Source organism: Streptomyces sp. NPDC091412, assembly GCF_044756885.1.
Classification (GTDB): Bacteria; Actinomycetota; Actinomycetes; order Streptomycetales; family Streptomycetaceae; genus Streptomyces.
This window is the reverse complement of record NZ_JBIVTV010000002.1, coordinates 784314-800414: the sequence shown is the minus strand read 5'-3', so window position 1 is coordinate 800414 and position 16101 is coordinate 784314. Positions and strand designations below refer to the sequence as shown.

12 protein-coding genes and 2 pseudogenes are annotated in these 16101 nt (G+C 70.4%); 9 read left to right on the top strand and 5 right to left on the bottom strand.

Features of this window, described 5'->3' with window-relative positions:
* The 8 genes and pseudogenes from ACIQMV_RS07695 to ACIQMV_RS07660 all read left to right on the top strand — a co-directional run.
* Positions 1–794, top strand: a pseudogene (locus ACIQMV_RS07695) (hypothetical protein); the annotation flags it as partial.
* A 9-nt stretch (positions 795–803) separates the two neighbouring features.
* Positions 804–1217 (top strand): roadblock/LC7 domain-containing protein, encoded by a 414-nt coding sequence (locus tag ACIQMV_RS07690; protein WP_018544706.1) that lies wholly within the window; start codon positions 804–806, stop codon positions 1215–1217.
* A 111-nt stretch (positions 1218–1328) separates the two neighbouring features.
* Complete coding sequence (locus ACIQMV_RS07685; protein WP_383058964.1) at positions 1329–1727, top strand: DUF742 domain-containing protein; 399 nt, start codon at positions 1329–1331, stop codon at positions 1725–1727.
* Positions 1708–2283: an ATP/GTP-binding protein gene (locus ACIQMV_RS07680; protein WP_100572092.1), complete on the top strand. Its 576-nt coding sequence runs from the start codon at positions 1708–1710 to the stop codon at positions 2281–2283. The genes ACIQMV_RS07685 and ACIQMV_RS07680 overlap by 20 nt, the downstream gene beginning before the upstream one ends.
* A gap of 405 nt (positions 2284–2688) precedes the next feature.
* Positions 2689–5952 carry a nitrate- and nitrite sensing domain-containing protein gene (locus tag ACIQMV_RS07675; protein ID WP_402591891.1) on the top strand — a complete coding sequence of 1088 codons (3264 nt, stop codon included), beginning with the start codon at positions 2689–2691 and terminating at the stop codon, positions 5950–5952.
* A 10-nt stretch (positions 5953–5962) separates the two neighbouring features.
* Positions 5963–6376 carry a roadblock/LC7 domain-containing protein gene (locus ACIQMV_RS07670; RefSeq protein WP_055493648.1) on the top strand — a complete coding sequence of 138 codons (414 nt, stop codon included), beginning with the start codon at positions 5963–5965 and terminating at the stop codon, positions 6374–6376.
* 96 nt (positions 6377–6472) lie between these two features.
* Positions 6473–7045: a DUF742 domain-containing protein gene (locus tag ACIQMV_RS07665; protein WP_141358029.1), complete on the top strand. Its 573-nt coding sequence runs from the start codon at positions 6473–6475 to the stop codon at positions 7043–7045.
* Positions 7026–7607: an ATP/GTP-binding protein gene (locus ACIQMV_RS07660; protein ID WP_100572095.1), complete on the top strand. Its 582-nt coding sequence runs from the start codon at positions 7026–7028 to the stop codon at positions 7605–7607. The genes ACIQMV_RS07665 and ACIQMV_RS07660 overlap by 20 nt, the downstream gene beginning before the upstream one ends.
* Before the next feature lie 160 nt (positions 7608–7767).
* Here the strand turns inward: ACIQMV_RS07660 and ACIQMV_RS07655 are convergent, their stop codons facing one another.
* The 3 genes from ACIQMV_RS07655 to ACIQMV_RS07645 all read right to left on the bottom strand — a co-directional run bounded on the left by ACIQMV_RS07655 (position 7768) and on the right by ACIQMV_RS07645 (position 10407).
* Entirely contained in the window at positions 7768–7965 is a 198-nt protein-coding gene (locus tag ACIQMV_RS07655; protein ID WP_401773508.1) for an acyl-CoA carboxylase subunit epsilon, read from the bottom strand.
* A gap of 57 nt (positions 7966–8022) precedes the next feature.
* Positions 8023–9606: an acyl-CoA carboxylase subunit beta gene (locus ACIQMV_RS07650; protein WP_141358034.1), complete on the bottom strand. Its 1584-nt coding sequence runs from the start codon at positions 9604–9606 to the stop codon at positions 8023–8025.
* 276 nt (positions 9607–9882) lie between these two features.
* Positions 9883–10407: a hypothetical protein gene (locus ACIQMV_RS07645; protein ID WP_141358036.1), complete on the bottom strand. Its 525-nt coding sequence runs from the start codon at positions 10405–10407 to the stop codon at positions 9883–9885.
* Positions 10408–10666: 259 nt separating this feature from the next.
* On the opposite strand from ACIQMV_RS07645, the gene ACIQMV_RS07640 reads away from it, so the two are divergent.
* The gene (locus tag ACIQMV_RS07640; RefSeq protein WP_402591890.1) at positions 10667–11275 is read left to right on the top strand and encodes a YceI family protein; all 609 of its coding nucleotides are present in this window, start codon (positions 10667–10669) and stop codon (positions 11273–11275) included.
* Positions 11276–11282: 7 nt separating this feature from the next.
* On the opposite strand, the pseudogene ACIQMV_RS07635 reads toward ACIQMV_RS07640, so the two are convergent.
* A pseudogene (locus tag ACIQMV_RS07635) lies at positions 11283–12567 on the bottom strand (hypothetical protein).
* Positions 12568–12887: 320 nt separating this feature from the next.
* Positions 12888–15914, bottom strand: a complete 3027-nt coding sequence (locus tag ACIQMV_RS07630; RefSeq protein WP_402591889.1) for a glycoside hydrolase family 3 protein — start codon at positions 15912–15914, stop codon at positions 12888–12890.
* Between the last annotated feature and the right edge of the window lie 187 nt (positions 15915–16101).

The following is a 16101-nucleotide window of genomic DNA, read 5'->3' as shown; positions in this document are numbered from 1 at the left end:
CCGCCCAGCAGGGATACGACAACGGCTCCACCGGCCAGTTCGCCGCCCAGCAGGGATACGACAACGGCTCCACCGGCCAGTTCGCCGCCCAGCAGGGATACGACAACGGCTCCACCGGCCAGTTCGCCGCCCAGCAGGGGTACGACAACGGCTCGACCGGCCAGTTCGCGCAGCCCGGACACGACAACGGTGCGCCCGGCCGCAACGCCCACCCGGGCGGCGCCGCCGACTTCGGCGGCCTGCGCGGTCCGGCCGCCCAGCGACCCCAGCAGCGTCCCGCCCGCCCGGAACCGGGCAACGCGGGTGCCCCGCAGCAAAGGCCGGACGACGCCTGGGCCCTGCCGCCGGCCCCGAGTCCCGGCGACGGCCGTACCCCGCTGTACGACACCCTGGAGACCAACTGGTTCCGCGGTGGGCAGCAGCAGGGCGGCGAACCGGCTCCGGCCTCGCCGCAGCAGCAGCCGCCGCAGACTCCTGCGGCCCCCCAGCGTCCCGCCGCCTCCGCCTGGCGCACCTCGCCGAACGACGACCTCGTACGGCAGGCCGAGCGTGTCAGGCAACCGGCTGCGGGCGGTGTCACCACCTCCGGCCTGCCGCGCCGGGTGCCCCGGGCCAACCTCGTCCCGGGCACGGCTCAGCAGCAACAGCACCAGAGCGGTCCGCAGGTCTCGCGTTCGCCCGACGACGTACGCGGCCGGCTGACCAATCTCCGTCGGGGCATCGCACAGGGCCGTCAGGCCGGCACAGGTCAGACGGGCAGTTTCCCCAGCCCCACTCACCAGCAGGAGCGTTAGTTGAGTCCGATGAGCCAGGCGGCACAGAACCTGAACTGGTTGATCACCAACTTCGTGGACAACACCCCCGGGGTGTCCCACACCGTCGTGGTGTCCGCCGACGGACTCCTACTGGCGATGTCCGAAGGCTTCCCCCGCGACCGCGCCGACCAGCTCGCGGCCGTGGCATCCGGTCTGACCTCGCTGACCGCGGGGGCCTCCCGGATCTTCGAGGGCGGCAGCGTCTCGCAGACGGTCGTCGAGATGGAGCGCGGCTTCCTCTTCCTGATGTCCGTCTCCGACGGGTCGTCCCTGGCGGTGCTGGCCCACCCGGAGTGCGACATCGGCCTCGTCGGCTACGAAATGGCGCTGCTCGTCGACCGCGCGGGGGCGGTCCTCACACCCGACCTGCGCGCCGAACTACAGGGCAGTCTGCTGCACTGACCGGCTCCGGCACCATCCACCTCACCAAATCACCGTCCGGCCGCCACAATCCCCCCACCGGCCCCGTCAGACGGCTTGACTGACCGACTTGCTGTCCCGCCCGGAGGATTCATGACCCCGCCCCCCGCCTCTCATGATCCGTACGCTGAGCCGTACGGAGATGAGGGCGACCAGCCGCTGGTACGTCCCTATGCGATGACCGGCGGCCGGACCCGGCCGCGCTACCAGCTCGCCATCGAGGCACTGATCAGTACGACGGCCGATCCGGCAGCGCTGATGGGACTGCTCCCGGAGCACCAGCGGATCTGCCACCTGTGCCGCGAGGTGAAATCCGTGGCCGAGGTCTCGGCTCTCCTCGCCATGCCGCTGGGCGTGGCCAGGATCCTCGTAGCGGACCTCGCGGAGGCCGGCCTGGTGGCCATCCACCAGCCGGGCGGGGACGAGAACAACGGTGGCGCACCGGCTGTGACGCTGCTCGAAAGGGTGCTCAGTGGACTTCGCAAGCTCTGACGGGGGCCGGGCGACCACCTCCGCGAAGATCGTGGTGGCGGGTGGCTTCGGCGTGGGCAAGACCACGTTCGTGGGTGCCGTCTCGGAGATCAACCCGCTGCGCACGGAGGCCGTGATGACGTCCGCTTCGGCGGGCATCGACGACCTCACCCACACCGGGGACAAGACCACCACCACGGTGGCCATGGACTTCGGCCGCATCACACTCGACCAGGACCTGATCCTCTACCTGTTCGGCACCCCCGGCCAGGACCGCTTCTGGTTCATGTGGGACGACCTCGTCCGCGGCGCCATCGGCGCCATCGTGCTCGTCGACACCCGCAGGCTCGCCGACTGCTTCCCCGCCGTCGACTACTTCGAGAACAGCGGACTGCCCTTCGTCATCGCCCTCAACGGCTTCGACGGCCAGCAGCCCTACAACCCCGACGAGGTCCGCGAAGCACTCCAGATCGGCCCCGACGCCCCCATCATCACCACCGACGCCCGCCACCGCGCCGACGCCAAATCCGCCCTCATCACCCTGGTGGAACACGCCCTCATGGCCCGGCTGAGGTAGCCGAGGCACCATGAGTAGCCCTCAAGTCGGCAGCGCCATACGGCGGTTGTCGTAGATGCACCGGAGCCGGCTGTGCCTTTTGACACGGTCGGCCCCGGTGTTCATAACGTTTCGGCAGAGGAATCGCGTGGTATGGCCACGCGTCGCGCACATACGGTGCCGCTGTGCGCACATTCCCCCGGTTTTTTGCCGGGGCTAGTTGTTTATGACCGTTTTATGTGGGACGTGCGTCACGTGGAACCACCCGTTTCCACTGTTTGGAAGAGCGCATGCCGACGTGCTGGAATGCCTGAACTACCCAATGGTCAAAGACGTACTCACCGGTAGTGGGCCGCCTATGGCGGACAGGGTTCTGAGACATTGCGGCACAACGTAGGTGCCGACCGCCGAGAGGTTGTTGGTCGAGTGAGGCGAAGCAAGAACGGCCCCGAGCCGTCGGCCCGGGGCAATTTCACCCCGCCGCCGCGCGGTGCGGCGTCCGCGCACGTGCCCGGTTCGGAGCCGACGGCCGCGCCCACCGCGAGCGGTGGGCGATTCTCCCCGCGCAACTGGCGGGTGCCGACCCGGCTGAACGCCATCCTGCTCCTGCCCGTGCTGGTGGGCCTGGTCATGGGCGGTTTCCAGGTCAACAGCTCGATCAACACGTGGCAGGACGCGCAGGACGCCGAGCACACCGCTCGCCTGGTGCAGGCCTCGCTGGCCTACGCCGACGCCCTCTATCACGAGCGCGACGTCAGCGCGGCCCCCCTGCTCCAGGGCAAGGGCCAGAACGACCCGACCGTCGCCGAGGCCCGCGGGGTCACCGACAAGGCCGCCGACGCCTTCGACCAGGCCGCGCAGTCCATGCCGCACAAGGCCGGTCTGGATCGCCGGCTCAAGCTGTTCCGCGACGCCGAGCCCGAGTTGCAGAAGCTGCGTGCCGCGGCGTTCACCTCCAAGCTGCCCGGCGTGCAGACCGAGGAGGGCTACGTCAAGGTCGCCCACCCGCTGATGGAGTTCGCCAACGAACTCGGCCTGGGCACCGGCAACATCACCTCCTACGGCCGTACCGTCTACGCCATCTCGCTGACCAAGGCCGCGCTGTCGCTGGAGCGCTCGATCGGCATGCACCTGCTGATCAAGCCCGGCCCCGACGCCGCCGGCCTGGCCGGCCAGCGCGTCGCCCTGTCCTCCTACGCCTACCTCGAGGGCATCGCCGTCGAGGAGTACATCGGCGGCGGCACCCAGGAGGACGCGGACAAGCTGGACGCGCTGAAGAAGGAGATCCAGGCCAACGCGGCGACCATGGTCCAGCAGGCAAAGGCCAAGGACCCGAACTACGTGGCCCCGCCGCAGGACCCGACCCAGATGGTCACGGCGCTGGCCACGCTGGGCAGCACGGACCCGACCGAGCGCGCGGCCCTGGCGCAGCAGGGCATCACGCCCGAGAACTGGTGGGCGGTCAACACCCTCAAGTTCGACGCCTACCGCCAGATCGAGTCGGACATGGCCGACACGGCGGTGAACGAGGCGGCCTCGATCGCCGACAACGCCAAGCAGTCGACGTTCATCACCGGCGCGATCGTCCTGGTCGCCCTGCTCGCCGCCTTCATCCTGGCCGGTCTGGTGGCCCGCCAGATGAGCCGCTCGATGCGCCGGCTGCGCAACGCCGCCTTCGGCATCGCCGAGCAGCGCCTGCCGATGCTGGTCGACCAGCTCTCGCGCACCGACCCCGGCCGCGTCGACACCCGGGTCACTCCGATCCCGATCACCTCGACCGACGAGATCGGCGAGGTCGCCCGCGCCTTCGACCAGGTGCACCGCGAGGCCGTCCGGCTTGCCTCCGAACAGGCCCTGCTGCGGGGCAACATCAACGCGATCTTCACCAACCTCTCGCGCCGCAACCAGTCGCTGATCGAGGGCCAGCTGACCCTGATCACCGACCTGGAGAACAACGAGGCCGACCCGGACCAGCTGGAGAACCTCTTCCGCCTGGACCACCTGGCGACCCGTATGCGCCGCAACGGCGAGAACCTCCTCGTCCTCGCCGGCGAGGAGCCCGGTCGCCGCTGGGACCAGCCGGTCCCGCTGGTCGACGTGCTGCGCGCCGCCTCCTCCGAGGTGGAGCAGTACGAGCGCATCGAGCTGTCCGGCGTGCCCACGGCCGAGATCCACGGCCGCGCCGTGACCGACCTCGTGCACCTGCTGGCCGAGCTGCTGGAGAACGCCACCACGTTCTCCTCGCCGCAGACCAAGGTCCGGGTCACCGCGACCCGGCTGCCCGACGGCCGGATCATGATCGAGATCCACGACAAGGGCATCGGCCTGACCGCCGAGGACTTCGCGGACATCAACCACAAGCTGGCCAACCCGCCCACGGTGGACGCCGCGATCTCCCAGCGCATGGGTCTGTTCGTGGTCGGCCGCCTCGCCGACCGGCACGGCGTCCGCGTCCAGCTGCGCCCCTCCGGTGAGCAGGCCGGCACCACCTCGCTGGTCATGCTGCCGGACGCGATCACCCACGGCGGTGGCGGCGAGCAGGCGCTGGACCGCGACGACTTCACCGTCTCGCAGATCATCCCGGAACAGGAGTTCCAGGGCGAGAACTTCGGCGCTCCCCAGCCGATGCTCACCGCCGCGGAGCTCGGCTTCGACGACAGCCGGTACGCCGACGCCCCGGACGGGTCCCGGGAGTTGGACCCCGTCGGCCGCTCCCTCAAGCGCGAGGAGCGCCGCGCCGCCCTGGAGGCCCAGACGCACGACCGGTCGGCGGGCCCGGAGACGGCCGAGCCGGCCGGGTACCCCGACGAGCACACCGGGCAGCAACCGCAGTACGACACCGGGCAGATGCCCTTCCCGGAGCAGGGCGGGTACGACCCGCAGACGGCGTACGAGGAACCGCAGCACTCTGCGTACGACCAGCAGCAGACGGCGTACGACGAGCAGGGCCGGCCTGCGTACGACGAGGGGTACTACGCGCCGAACGGCGGTACGCCGCAGGGCGATGCCTACTCGTCCAACGGCGGCTACCCCGACCCCGGCTATGCGGAGCCCGGGCAGCAGGAGCCCGCGTCGGCGCACGCCGCGGCGCCGGAGGCGTTCGCCGGCTTCCAGGAGCAGTCCTACCAGGACGACTGGCCGCAGGCGGACGGGTACCGGAACGGCTACCCGGACCAGTACGCTCCGGAAGCGGAATCCTCGCAGGCCGCTGACGTGACCGAGGCGGACCGCGTAGGCTTCGAGCGTCCGGGACCGGCCCCTTCCGCCGTCCACGAGCTGACCGACGCCGGGCTGCCCCGCCGCGGATCGGTCGCGAGCGGTTCGAACGGCGCGGAGCCCCTGGACCAGGAAGCACCGACCCATACTCCGGAGAGCGACGGCGACGCCTGGCGTTCGGCGAACGACAAGCGCTGGCAGCAGGCCTCGCAGCTCCGCAAGCCCAAGGCAGGCGGAGTCACCTCCTCCGGGCTGCCGCGGCGTGTGCCCAAGGCCAACCTGGTCGAAGGCACCGCGGAATCAACCCCGCAGGGAGGCCCACAGGTCTCCCGCGCCCCCGAGGACATCCGGGGCAGGCTGAGCAACCTGCGCCGGGGCGTCCAACGGGGACGCAGCGCAGGAATTGACAAGAACGGCCAGGCCACAAGGAATGAACACAGTGGTCCTGACAGCACCTACCACCAGGAGCGTTAGTGTGAGCCCGATGAGCCAGGCGGCGCAGAACCTGAACTGGTTGATCACCAACTTCGTGGACAACACCCCCGGGGTGTCCCACACCGTGGTGGTCTCCGCCGACGGACTCCTACTGGCGATGTCCGAAGGCTTCCCCCGCGACCGCGCCGACCAGCTCGCGGCCGTCGCCTCCGGTCTGACCTCGCTGACCGCCGGTGCCTCGCGCATCTTCGAGGGCGGCAGCGTGAACCAGACGGTTGTGGAGATGGAGCGGGGATTCCTCTTCATCATGTCCATTTCCGACGGTTCCTCACTCGCGGTCCTCGCACACCCCGATGCGGACATCGGCCTCATCGGGTATGAGATGGCCCTTCTGGTGGACCGTGCGGGCACGGTCCTGACGCCGGATCTCCGTGCGGAACTCCAGGGGAGCCTTCTCAACTAACAGACAGCCGGTGCGTTTTGGCGTCCCGGGGCCGTAAGGTTTCGGGACGCGGCTTCCACCCGTTGGATGCCCGGCACAGTCGGAGGAGGAGAGAACGTGGCAACACCCCCAGGCGGTTCGTCTTCGGGCAACTGGTCGTACGGCCCTGCCCAGGGCCCGCACGACGGCTCGGCGAATCCGTACGGCTTCCCCTCCACCCCCCACCACCGGCAGCCATACGCGCCGCAGGGCCCCGGTCCGTCACCGTACGACCAGCCGCCCGCGCCGCGCATCCAGCCGGTCCAGCCGCAGCGACGCACCCCTGAACCGGCGCCCGCGGGGGCGTCGAACAACCCCCTGGTGCGCCCGTACGCCATGACGGGCGGCCGCACCAGGCCGCGGTACCAGCTCGCCATAGAGGCACTGGTGCACACCACCGCGCAGCCGCACCAGATGCAGGGCCAGCTGCCCGAACATCAGCGGATCTGCCATTTGTGCCGCGAGATCAAATCGGTGGCCGAGATCTCGGCCCTGCTTTCGATCCCTCTCGGCGTGGCCAGGATCCTCGTCGCCGACTTGGCGGAGGCGGGCCTGGTCGCCATCCATCAGCCCGGCGGCGACGAGAACGCCGGTGGCCAGCCAGACGTGACACTGCTCGAAAGGGTGCTCAGTGGACTTCGCAAGCTCTAGCGGCGGTCCTTCCCGCTCCACCACCTCCGCGAAGATCGTGGTGGCGGGCGGCTTCGGCGTGGGCAAGACCACGTTCGTCGGCGCCGTCTCGGAGATCAACCCGCTGCGCACGGAGGCCGTGATGACGTCCGCTTCGGCGGGCATCGACGACCTCACCCACACCGGGGACAAGACCACCACCACGGTGGCCATGGACTTCGGCCGCATCACACTCGACCAGGACCTGATCCTCTACCTGTTCGGCACCCCCGGCCAGGACCGCTTCTGGTTCATGTGGGACGACCTCGTCCGCGGCGCCATCGGCGCCATCGTGCTCGTCGACACCCGCAGGCTCGCCGACTGCTTCCCCGCCGTCGACTACTTCGAGAACAGCGGACTGCCCTTCGTCATCGCCCTCAACGGCTTCGACGGCCAGCAGCCCTACAACCCCGACGAGGTCCGCGAAGCACTCCAGATCGGCCCCGACGCCCCCATCATCACCACCGACGCCCGCCACCGCGCCGACGCCAAATCCGCCCTCATCACCCTGGTGGAACACGCCCTCATGGCCCGGCTGAGGTAGCACTCGGGACGAACAGGCAGGCGGCCCTCCCCCACGGGGAGGGCCGCCTGTTCTCTGCCGCCGCAAGGGCCCGGCCACAGCACGGGTACGACGGAAGAGGGCCCCTCCAAGCGGAGGGGCCCTCTTCCGTCGTGGGCGGCCGGCTCTACCGGCGGCTGGCCTAGCCGTGCCAGCTGTGCGGGGCGCGGAAGCCGTTCTCGCGCTCCAGCCGGCGCCAGCCGGCCTTGGCGCGGCCGCGGTGGGCCGGGGTCGTGTCGGCGGGGCGGGCCGCGGCGCGGGCCAGGAGGATGGCCGTGATGGCAGCGACCTCCTCGGGCTCGGCGTGGCCCTTCTCGACGCGGATCTCTACGTTGTCCATGGGTGTCAGTCTCCGTGGCTGAGGGGTCCGCGGGATGGCCGCGGCACGTCCGCTGTGTTACTGCGGGGGGTTGCCGTGCTTGCGGGAGGGCAGGTCGGCGTGCTTCGCGTGCAGCATCGCCAGTGACTTGACCAGGACCTCGCGGGTGTCCGCCGGGTCGATGACGTCGTCCACCAGGCCGCGCTCGGCCGCGTAGTAGGGGTGCATCAGCTCGGCCTTGTACTCCTTGACCATCTTCTGCCGCATGGCCTCGGGGTCCTCGGCCCCGGCGATCTGACGGCGGAAGATGACGTTGGCCGCGCCCTCGGCGCCCATCACGGCGATCTCGTTCGTCGGCCAGGCGTAGGTGATGTCGGCCCCGATCGACTGGCTGTCCATGACGATGTAGGCACCTCCGTACGCCTTGCGCAGGATCAGCGAGATCCTCGGCACGGTGGCGTTGCAGTAGGCGTAGAGCAGCTTGGCGCCGTGCCGGATGATTCCACCGTGCTCCTGGTCGACGCCGGGCAGGAAGCCGGGTACGTCCAGAAGAGTGACGATGGGGATGTTGAAGGCGTCGCACATCTGTACGAAGCGGGCGGCCTTCTCGCTGGCCTCGATGTCCAGGACACCCGCCAGGACCTGGGGCTGGTTGGCGATGATGCCGACGACCTGACCGTCCAGACGGGCCAGAGCGCAGATGATGTTCCGCGCCCAGCGCTCGTGGACCTCCAGGTACTCGCCGTCGTCGACGATCTCCTCGATGACCTTGACCATGTCGTAGGGCCGGTTGCCGTCGGCCGGGACCAGGTCGAGCAGGACCTCGGAGCGGCGGTCGACCGGGTCGGCCGACTCCACCCGCGGCGGGTTCTCCCGGTTGTTCTGCGGGAGCAGGGACAGGAGGTAGCGCACCTCGGCGATGCACGTCTCCTCGTCGTCGTAGGCGAAGTGGCACACACCGGAGGTCTCGGCGTGCACGTCCGCGCCGCCCAGGCCGTTCTGGGTGATCTCCTCACCGGTGACCGCCTTGACCACGTCCGGGCCGGTGATGAACATCTGCGAGGTCTCGCGGACCATGAACACGAAGTCCGTCAGCGCGGGGCTGTAGGCGGCGCCGCCGGCGCACGGGCCGAGCATCACGCTGATCTGCGGGATGACCCCGGAGGCCTTGGTGTTGCGCTGGAAGATGCCGCCGTATCCGGCCAGGGCGGAGACGCCCTCCTGGATCCGGGCGCCGGCGCCGTCGTTGAGGGAGACCAGCGGGGCACCGGCCGCGATGGCCATGTCCATGATCTTGTGGATCTTCGTGGCGTGGGCCTCGCCCAGCGCGCCGCCGAAGATACGGAAGTCGTGGGCGTAGACGAAGACCGTCCGGCCCTCCACCGTGCCCCAGCCGGTGATCACACCGTCGGTGTACGGCTTCTTGGACTCGAGTCCGAAGCCGCTCGCCCGGTGCCGGCGCAGCTGCTCGACCTCCTGGAAGGAGCCCGGGTCCAGGAGCAGTTCGATCCGCTCCCGCGCGGTCAGCTTGCCCTTGGCGTGCTGTGCCGCGGTCGCCTTCTCGCTGGGGCCCGCCACCGCCTGCGCACGGATCCCGTGCAGTTCGGCGACCCGCCCGCGCGCGTCCGCCGGCTCACCCGTCGTCTCTTCCAAAACGGTCATGCAGCGACCTTACGAAGGACACCTGGGAAAGCGGGCCGTCGACTCCGTACAGTCTCCGACCCGTTTTCCTGGTGCCAATGGACAGAACCATGACAGCTTGCAGCCCTTCCAACTGTTCAGAGGGCTTCATCGTTGTGGGGATGCCACAAAGTCACGGCATGGGAGCCCGCTCACATTCGGATCAGGCACATGCCATCGCTGGAGTGACGCGCAGACCCGGACGGCGGTGGGCTCGCACAGAGCGTAGCCGCCGTCCGGGGGCGCGACGGCGGCGGGTCAGCAGCCGCCGCAGTTGTAGTACAGGACGTCCCAGTGGTTGCCCTCGTCGGCGTAGATGTTGCCGGAGCCCGACTGGTACTGGGGGGCGCCGTCGCCGCGCAGGCCGATGTAGGCGAAGTAGTTCTTGATGTAGTTGGTCACGCAGGTGTTCTTGCCGTAGTCGAGCTTGTAGCCGTTCCAGTGGGAGTAGGTGCCGGAGGCGTGACCGGTCTCGGTGCCGCCGGTGACGTTGAGGGCGCAGCCGCTGGCCCGCTTGAGGGTCTGGGCCCCCTGCGCGGTGGCGAGGTTGAGCTGGTCGAAGGACGTGCAGGTCGAGACGTTGCGGTCGGAGCAGTTGCCGGACGAGGACCAGGTGATGCCCACGTCACGGAACATCTGGGTGGCGGTGGCGTGGCTGATCTTGGTGGCGGCGGAGGCCTCGGTGGCCGTGCCGATGACCGCGACGCCGGGGGCGACGATCAGGGCGAGGGCGGTGACTGCCGCGCGGGCCTTGGTGAGCTTGCTGACCTTCGTGGTCTTCATTGGGGGAACCTTCCTGCTGTCGGCCGTGCGTCCTGTGGGGCGGCTGTGCAGGTGGTGCAGGGAGATAGTGCCCGAGGTCTACGCGCGTCCGCCAGAGGGCGTCGGCGATTACCGTGCGCGATCCGGCAAACACACGCCGGATGATGTTGAAAGTCGAACGGAATAGGTCTACTGTCGTAGTCGTCACTTCGTTGAATCTTCAACTTGCTCGGCGCTCCGTCTCCGTACCGAGCGACCCGCCATCCTCAAGGAGCACCTCATGGGCATCTTCGGCCGCAAGAACGACACCGTCGGCACCACCGCCGCCCCGGCCGCCGTGAACCCCGACCTGGCCGCGCTCACCGGCGACTACACGATCGACCCGGCCCACTCCACGCTCGGCTTCGTCGCGCGGCACGCCATGGTCACGAACGTCAAGGGCAAGTTCAACGACTTCACCGGCAGCCTGCACCTGGACGGCACCGACCCCGCCGCGTCCACCGCGTCCATCGACGTCAAGATGGACAGCATCGACACGGGCTCCGCGGACCGCGACGGCCACCTGAAGAGCGCGGACTTCTTCAAGACCGAGGAGTTCCCGCAGATGACCTTCCGCTCCACCAAGGCGGAGGCCGTGGGCGGCGACGACTACCGCATCACCGGCGACCTGACCATCCTCGGCGTGACCAAGCAGCTCACCATCGAGCTGGAGTTCAACGGCTCCGCCAAGGACCCGTTCGGCAACGAGCGCGTCGGCTTCGAGGGCAAGGCCGAGATCCTGCGCTCGGAGTGGGGCCTGACCTGGAACGCGGCCCTGGAGACCGGTGGCGTCCTGGTCTCCGACAAGATCAAGCTGAACTTCGACATCTCGGCCGTCAAGAACGCCTGAGCCGGGCTCAGAAGCCGCCCCCGAAGTCGCCGCCTCCCCCGCCGAAGTCGCCTCCCCCGCCGTCACCGAAGCCGCCGCTGAAGTCACCCGGGTCGAAGTCCGCGCCCGACAGGTCGCCGCCCTGGTAGCCGTCGTATGCGCCGAAGTCGCCGTAGCCGGTGCCGTAGCCGGCCGCGTACGACGGGGTGGCCATCATGCTGCCGAGCAGCGTGCCGACCAGGAGGCCGGGCAGGAGGCCGCCGCCGAAGTAGCCGCCCGCCCAGGGACCGTACGCGGGGCCGGCGTCCCAGTAGGGGCGTCGGCCCCAGTCGGTGTCGACCTCGCGGACGTGCGGGTCGCGGCCGTCGGCCAGGCGGGCCTGGTCGGCGGCGCACACCGGGACCTGACGGGACGACCCTCCCGGGGGCGTCCAGGTGGCGTCGGTCACCGAGGGACCGTGGCGCGGGTCGAAGAAGCACGGCGGCCGGCGCTCGGGCAGCGGACGGCCCTCGCGCCGCGCGGCGAGCTGGGCGAGCGAGAACCGCCCGTCCTCCAGTGCCTGGGTCACCGCCCGCACGTCCTCCGGCCTGCGGGCGTCGGCCATGTACTGCTTGGCCTGCTCGTAGGCGTCCAGCGCGCGCTCGTAGTCCGCGCGCATGGCGTCGTCCGCGCCGGCCTCCGCCGGATGGAAGTCGAGGCGGTCCAGCTCCTCGCCGAAGGCGGTGATGTCCTCGTCGACGACGACCCGCAGCTTCTCCAGCGCGGCCCGCTGCTCCGCCTCCCGGCGGCTCCTGCCGCGCCGGACCAGGGCGTAGGCGCCCACACCGCCCGCCACCAGGACCGCGCCGGCGGTGATCAGTGCCGTGTTCGAGACCGTGCCCACGTGCCCGGGGCCGCCCCAGGTGGAGGGCGCCGAGCCGCCCATGTCGGTGGGTGAAGTCGGTGAGCTGGGTCCGGGCGTTCTCGCCCTGGACGCTGGTGACGAGATTGCTCACGGCGGTGCGCGGCAGCACCGAGGAGTCGGCGCGGGCGTCGAACCGGTCGCCGAGGCGGACGGCGTAGGCGCCGGTGATGCCGGTGGCCGTGCGCAGCTCGGTGAACAGGTTCCGCGTCGGGTAGTTCGCGGGCAGGACGGCGATGAACAGGGGTTTTCCGGCGTCCTTGATCCGCCGGGCGAGCGCGGCGGCGTCGGCGGGCGGCAGCTGGGCGGACGCGGCCGGGTCGACGTAGACCGGACCCTTGCGGAGCGCCTCGGCGATCGCGGAGACGCTGGTGGCCGCCGCGACCCGCGGCACGCCGCCCGGCGCCGGCACCCGGGGCACGCCGTCCGGCAGGACGTTCACGACCGGGGCGTTGGGCGGGACGTTCACGACCGGGGCGGTCACGGTCCGGGGGATGCCGGCCGCCTCCGTCCCGGCGCCCGCCGGTCCCACCGCCGCGACGGAGGCCGGCACCGCCACGGCCACCACGGCGGCCGCGAGTGTGAGCAGCGTGCGGAGAAGAACTCGGGCCGGGGCGACGACCTTCATGCTTCGAAGCTACCCGAAGCCGGACAAAACCGGCTCTCCGGATCGTGGCTGCGCACCCGGTGGGGGCGTCCCGCGCACCCGCGCGGGACGCCCCCACCAGCCGGTCACGCGGCCGAGTAGGCCTTCGTGAGCTGTTCCACCGCCGCCCCGTACCGTCCGGTCAGCAGCAGGTGATCCGCGTCGGCGAAGGGTTTCGCCACCGCCGCGCTCATCCGCCCGTCCGCCTTCTGCTGGACGATCAGCCGGGCCTTGGTGACCAGCTCGCGGCCCACGGCGTCGGCGCCCACCCGCTCGGCCGCCCGCGCCGCGAGGCCCAGCGCCTTGAGCGTCGCCGTGCCGCCGGCCGGGACGCCGGTGAGCGTGGTCAGGCCCCAGCCGTAGGGGAACTGCGGGTCGTACGCCGTGTCGCCCACGTTGATCGGGAGCTGCTCCTGCGACTTCGGCCAGGTCACCGGGAGCTGCCCGGTGAAGGGCCGGGTGCCGTAGAGCACGTCGGCCACGCCGTCGCCCTCGGTTCCCGGCAGCCAGGAGGCGACGAGGGCATCGATCTTCCCGAGCCGGTCGCCGATGAGCTGCGGGCGCCCGGAGACGACCAGCACCACGCACTTCATGGCCCCGCACACCTTGTCCACGGCGGCCCGGTCGGCGGCCGACAGCTGGAGGTCGTGCCCGTTGCCGACGTCGCCGACGCCCTCGGCGTACGGGGTCTCGCCGACGACGACCACGCCCACGTCGTGACCGGCCGTTGAGGCCGAGGCGTCCTTGGACCAGGTGACGTTCCCGCCCGCCTTGCGCATGGCCTGAAGGATCGTGGTGCCCTGGGTGTGGGTGCCGGAGGCGCCCTGCCAGGTGATGGTCCAGCCGCCGGTCTGGTTGCCGAGGTCGTCGGCGTTGGACCCGGCCACGTAGACCTTCGCCTTCTTCTTCAGCGGCAGCAGGCCGCCCTTGTTCTTCAGCAGCACCTGGGACTCGGCGGCGGCCTGCCGGGCGACGGTGCGGTGCTCGGCCGAGCCGATCCGGGAGGCGCCGGCGGTATCGGCGTAGGGGTGCTCGAAGAGGCCCAGTTCGAACTTCTTGGTGAGGATCCGGGAGACCGCGTCGTCGATCCGCCGAGGGCTGATCCGACCCGCCTTCACCTCGGCGATCAGGGTCGCCCGGAAGTCCTGGTACGCGTACGGCACCATGATCATGTCCACCCCGGCGTTGACCGACGCTCGGACCTGAGCGGCGGCGTCGCCGGGGAGCTGGTCGATGGCGGCCCAGTCGCTGATGACGAAGCCGTCGAAGCCCATGCGGCCCTTGAGCACACCGTTGATCATGTCGCCGCGGGCGTGCATCTTCACCGGGCCCTGCCCGTCGCCGACGACGTCCAGCGAGGAGTACGAGGGCATGACCGAGCCGATGCCGCGGTCCACGGCCGGCCCGTACGGCGCCAGGTGGATGTCCTCCAGCTGCTGCCGGGTGACCCTGGTGGCGCCCTGGTCGGTGGTGTAGGTGCCGGTGGTGGAGGAGCCGTACAGGGTGCCGCCGTCGCCGACGAAGTGCTTGGCGGTGGCCAGCACCTTGTCGCCGCGGCTCAGGTCGCGCCCGTCCGCGCGCCCCTGGAGGCCCTGGATGACGGTCTCCATGGATTCGACGAGCGCCGGGTCCTCGCCGAAGGACTCGTAGGAGCGGCCCCAGCGTTCGTCGCGGCTGACGCACAGGCAGGGCGCGAAGTCCCAGTGGATCCCGGTGGCGCGGACCTCGCTCGCCGTCACCGCGCCGGTCTTCTCGGCCAGCCGGGGGTCGCGGGTGGCGCCGATGCCGATGTTGTGCGGCATGATCGTGGCGCCGGCCAGGTTGTTGTGCCCGTGCACCGCGTCGACCCCGTAGATCAGCGGGATCTGGAAGCGGGTGGCCCGGGTGCGCAGCTGGAAGTCGTCGATCATCTTCGCCCAGGCCTGGGGAGTGTTGGGCGTGGGGGTCGAACCGCCGCCGGACAGCAGGGAGCCGAGGGCGTGGGCGGCGATGTCGCCCGGCGCGGTCATCGCCCCGCGTTCGGCCTGCGTCATCTGCCCGGCCTTCTCCTCGAGGGACATCCGGGAGAGCAGGTCCGCGACCCGCTTCTTCACCGGCAGCCTGCTGTCGAGGTACGGGAGCCCGTACGCGTCGACGACGATCTGCGGGGTCTCGGCGGGGGGCTTGGCGCCGGTGACGGTGAGCTGGAGCGGGATCGTCCCGGCGGGCCGCGCCGCCTTGGGCTTGAGGGTGGTGACCTTGAGGGTGCGGGAGGTGCCGGAGGCGGTGCCCGCGGGGAAGGTGAGGGTGCCGGAGACCGGGGTGTAGTCCTTGCCGGGCTCGGCGGTGCCGCCGCCGGTGCGGTAGGCGACCGTCACCTGCTCGTCGAGCGGGGCGGAGCCGGTGGTGGCGACGGTGACCTTCACCGCCGCCGTGCCGCCCCCGCCGACCGGGTAGACCGCCGCGTCGGTGGTGACGGAGGCGCGCAGCGACTGGTCGGCCCGGCCGTACAACTGCACGTCGTCCATGGCGAACCTGCCCTTGACGCCGGTCGGCAGGGTGACGGCGTAGCCCCACATCCCGGTGAGACCGAGGACGTGGTCGATGCCGCCGACCGGCTGGTAGTCCGTGCGGTAGGTGAAGTCGGCGAAGGGCAGCTCGATCTGTTTCCAGCCCGTGAAGTCGTCGGTGAAGGAGGTCGTCCACAGCTCGGACGCCTCGCCGTGCGCACCGCCGTCCTTGATCTCGAAGGCGATCTTCCTGCCGTTGTCCTGGCCCTCCCACCAGAAGCGGATGCCCTGGTGGGAGGACCAGTCGTGGGCGGGCAGGTCGGCCGCGAAGTCGTGCGTGAAGCCGCCGTAGCCGCTGATGTCGTAGGTACCGGAGAGGACCTTGGCGCCCTCGGGCGCGTCGGAACGGTCGGCGAGCCGCAGGGTGGGCGGATCGTCGCTGTCGCCGCCCCAGGTGAAGATGCCCTCGGCGGGCTGGCCGGCGAAGGGCACCTCGCCCTCGAAGCGGTCGATGGACACGGGGGCGGGGGCCGGGTCGTCGGCGTAGTCGGCCGCCCGCGCCGACGCGAACGGGAGCAGGGCGGCGAGTAGACCGGCGGAGACGAGCAGGGCGGTTCTTCGCATGGACGGACCTTCCCTCGGCTCTGGGACTTCCCTGGGCTCATGATTCACTCACGACTTAGATCACGCCTTGAGTGAACTAGCGTCAGCCCGCTGCCGTCAAGACTTCACACTGGACTGGGGAGGGGCCCAACTCCTGGCCGAATACGGGCAGTTACCCGTTCGGCACCTGAACGCGCACCCTCTTGAC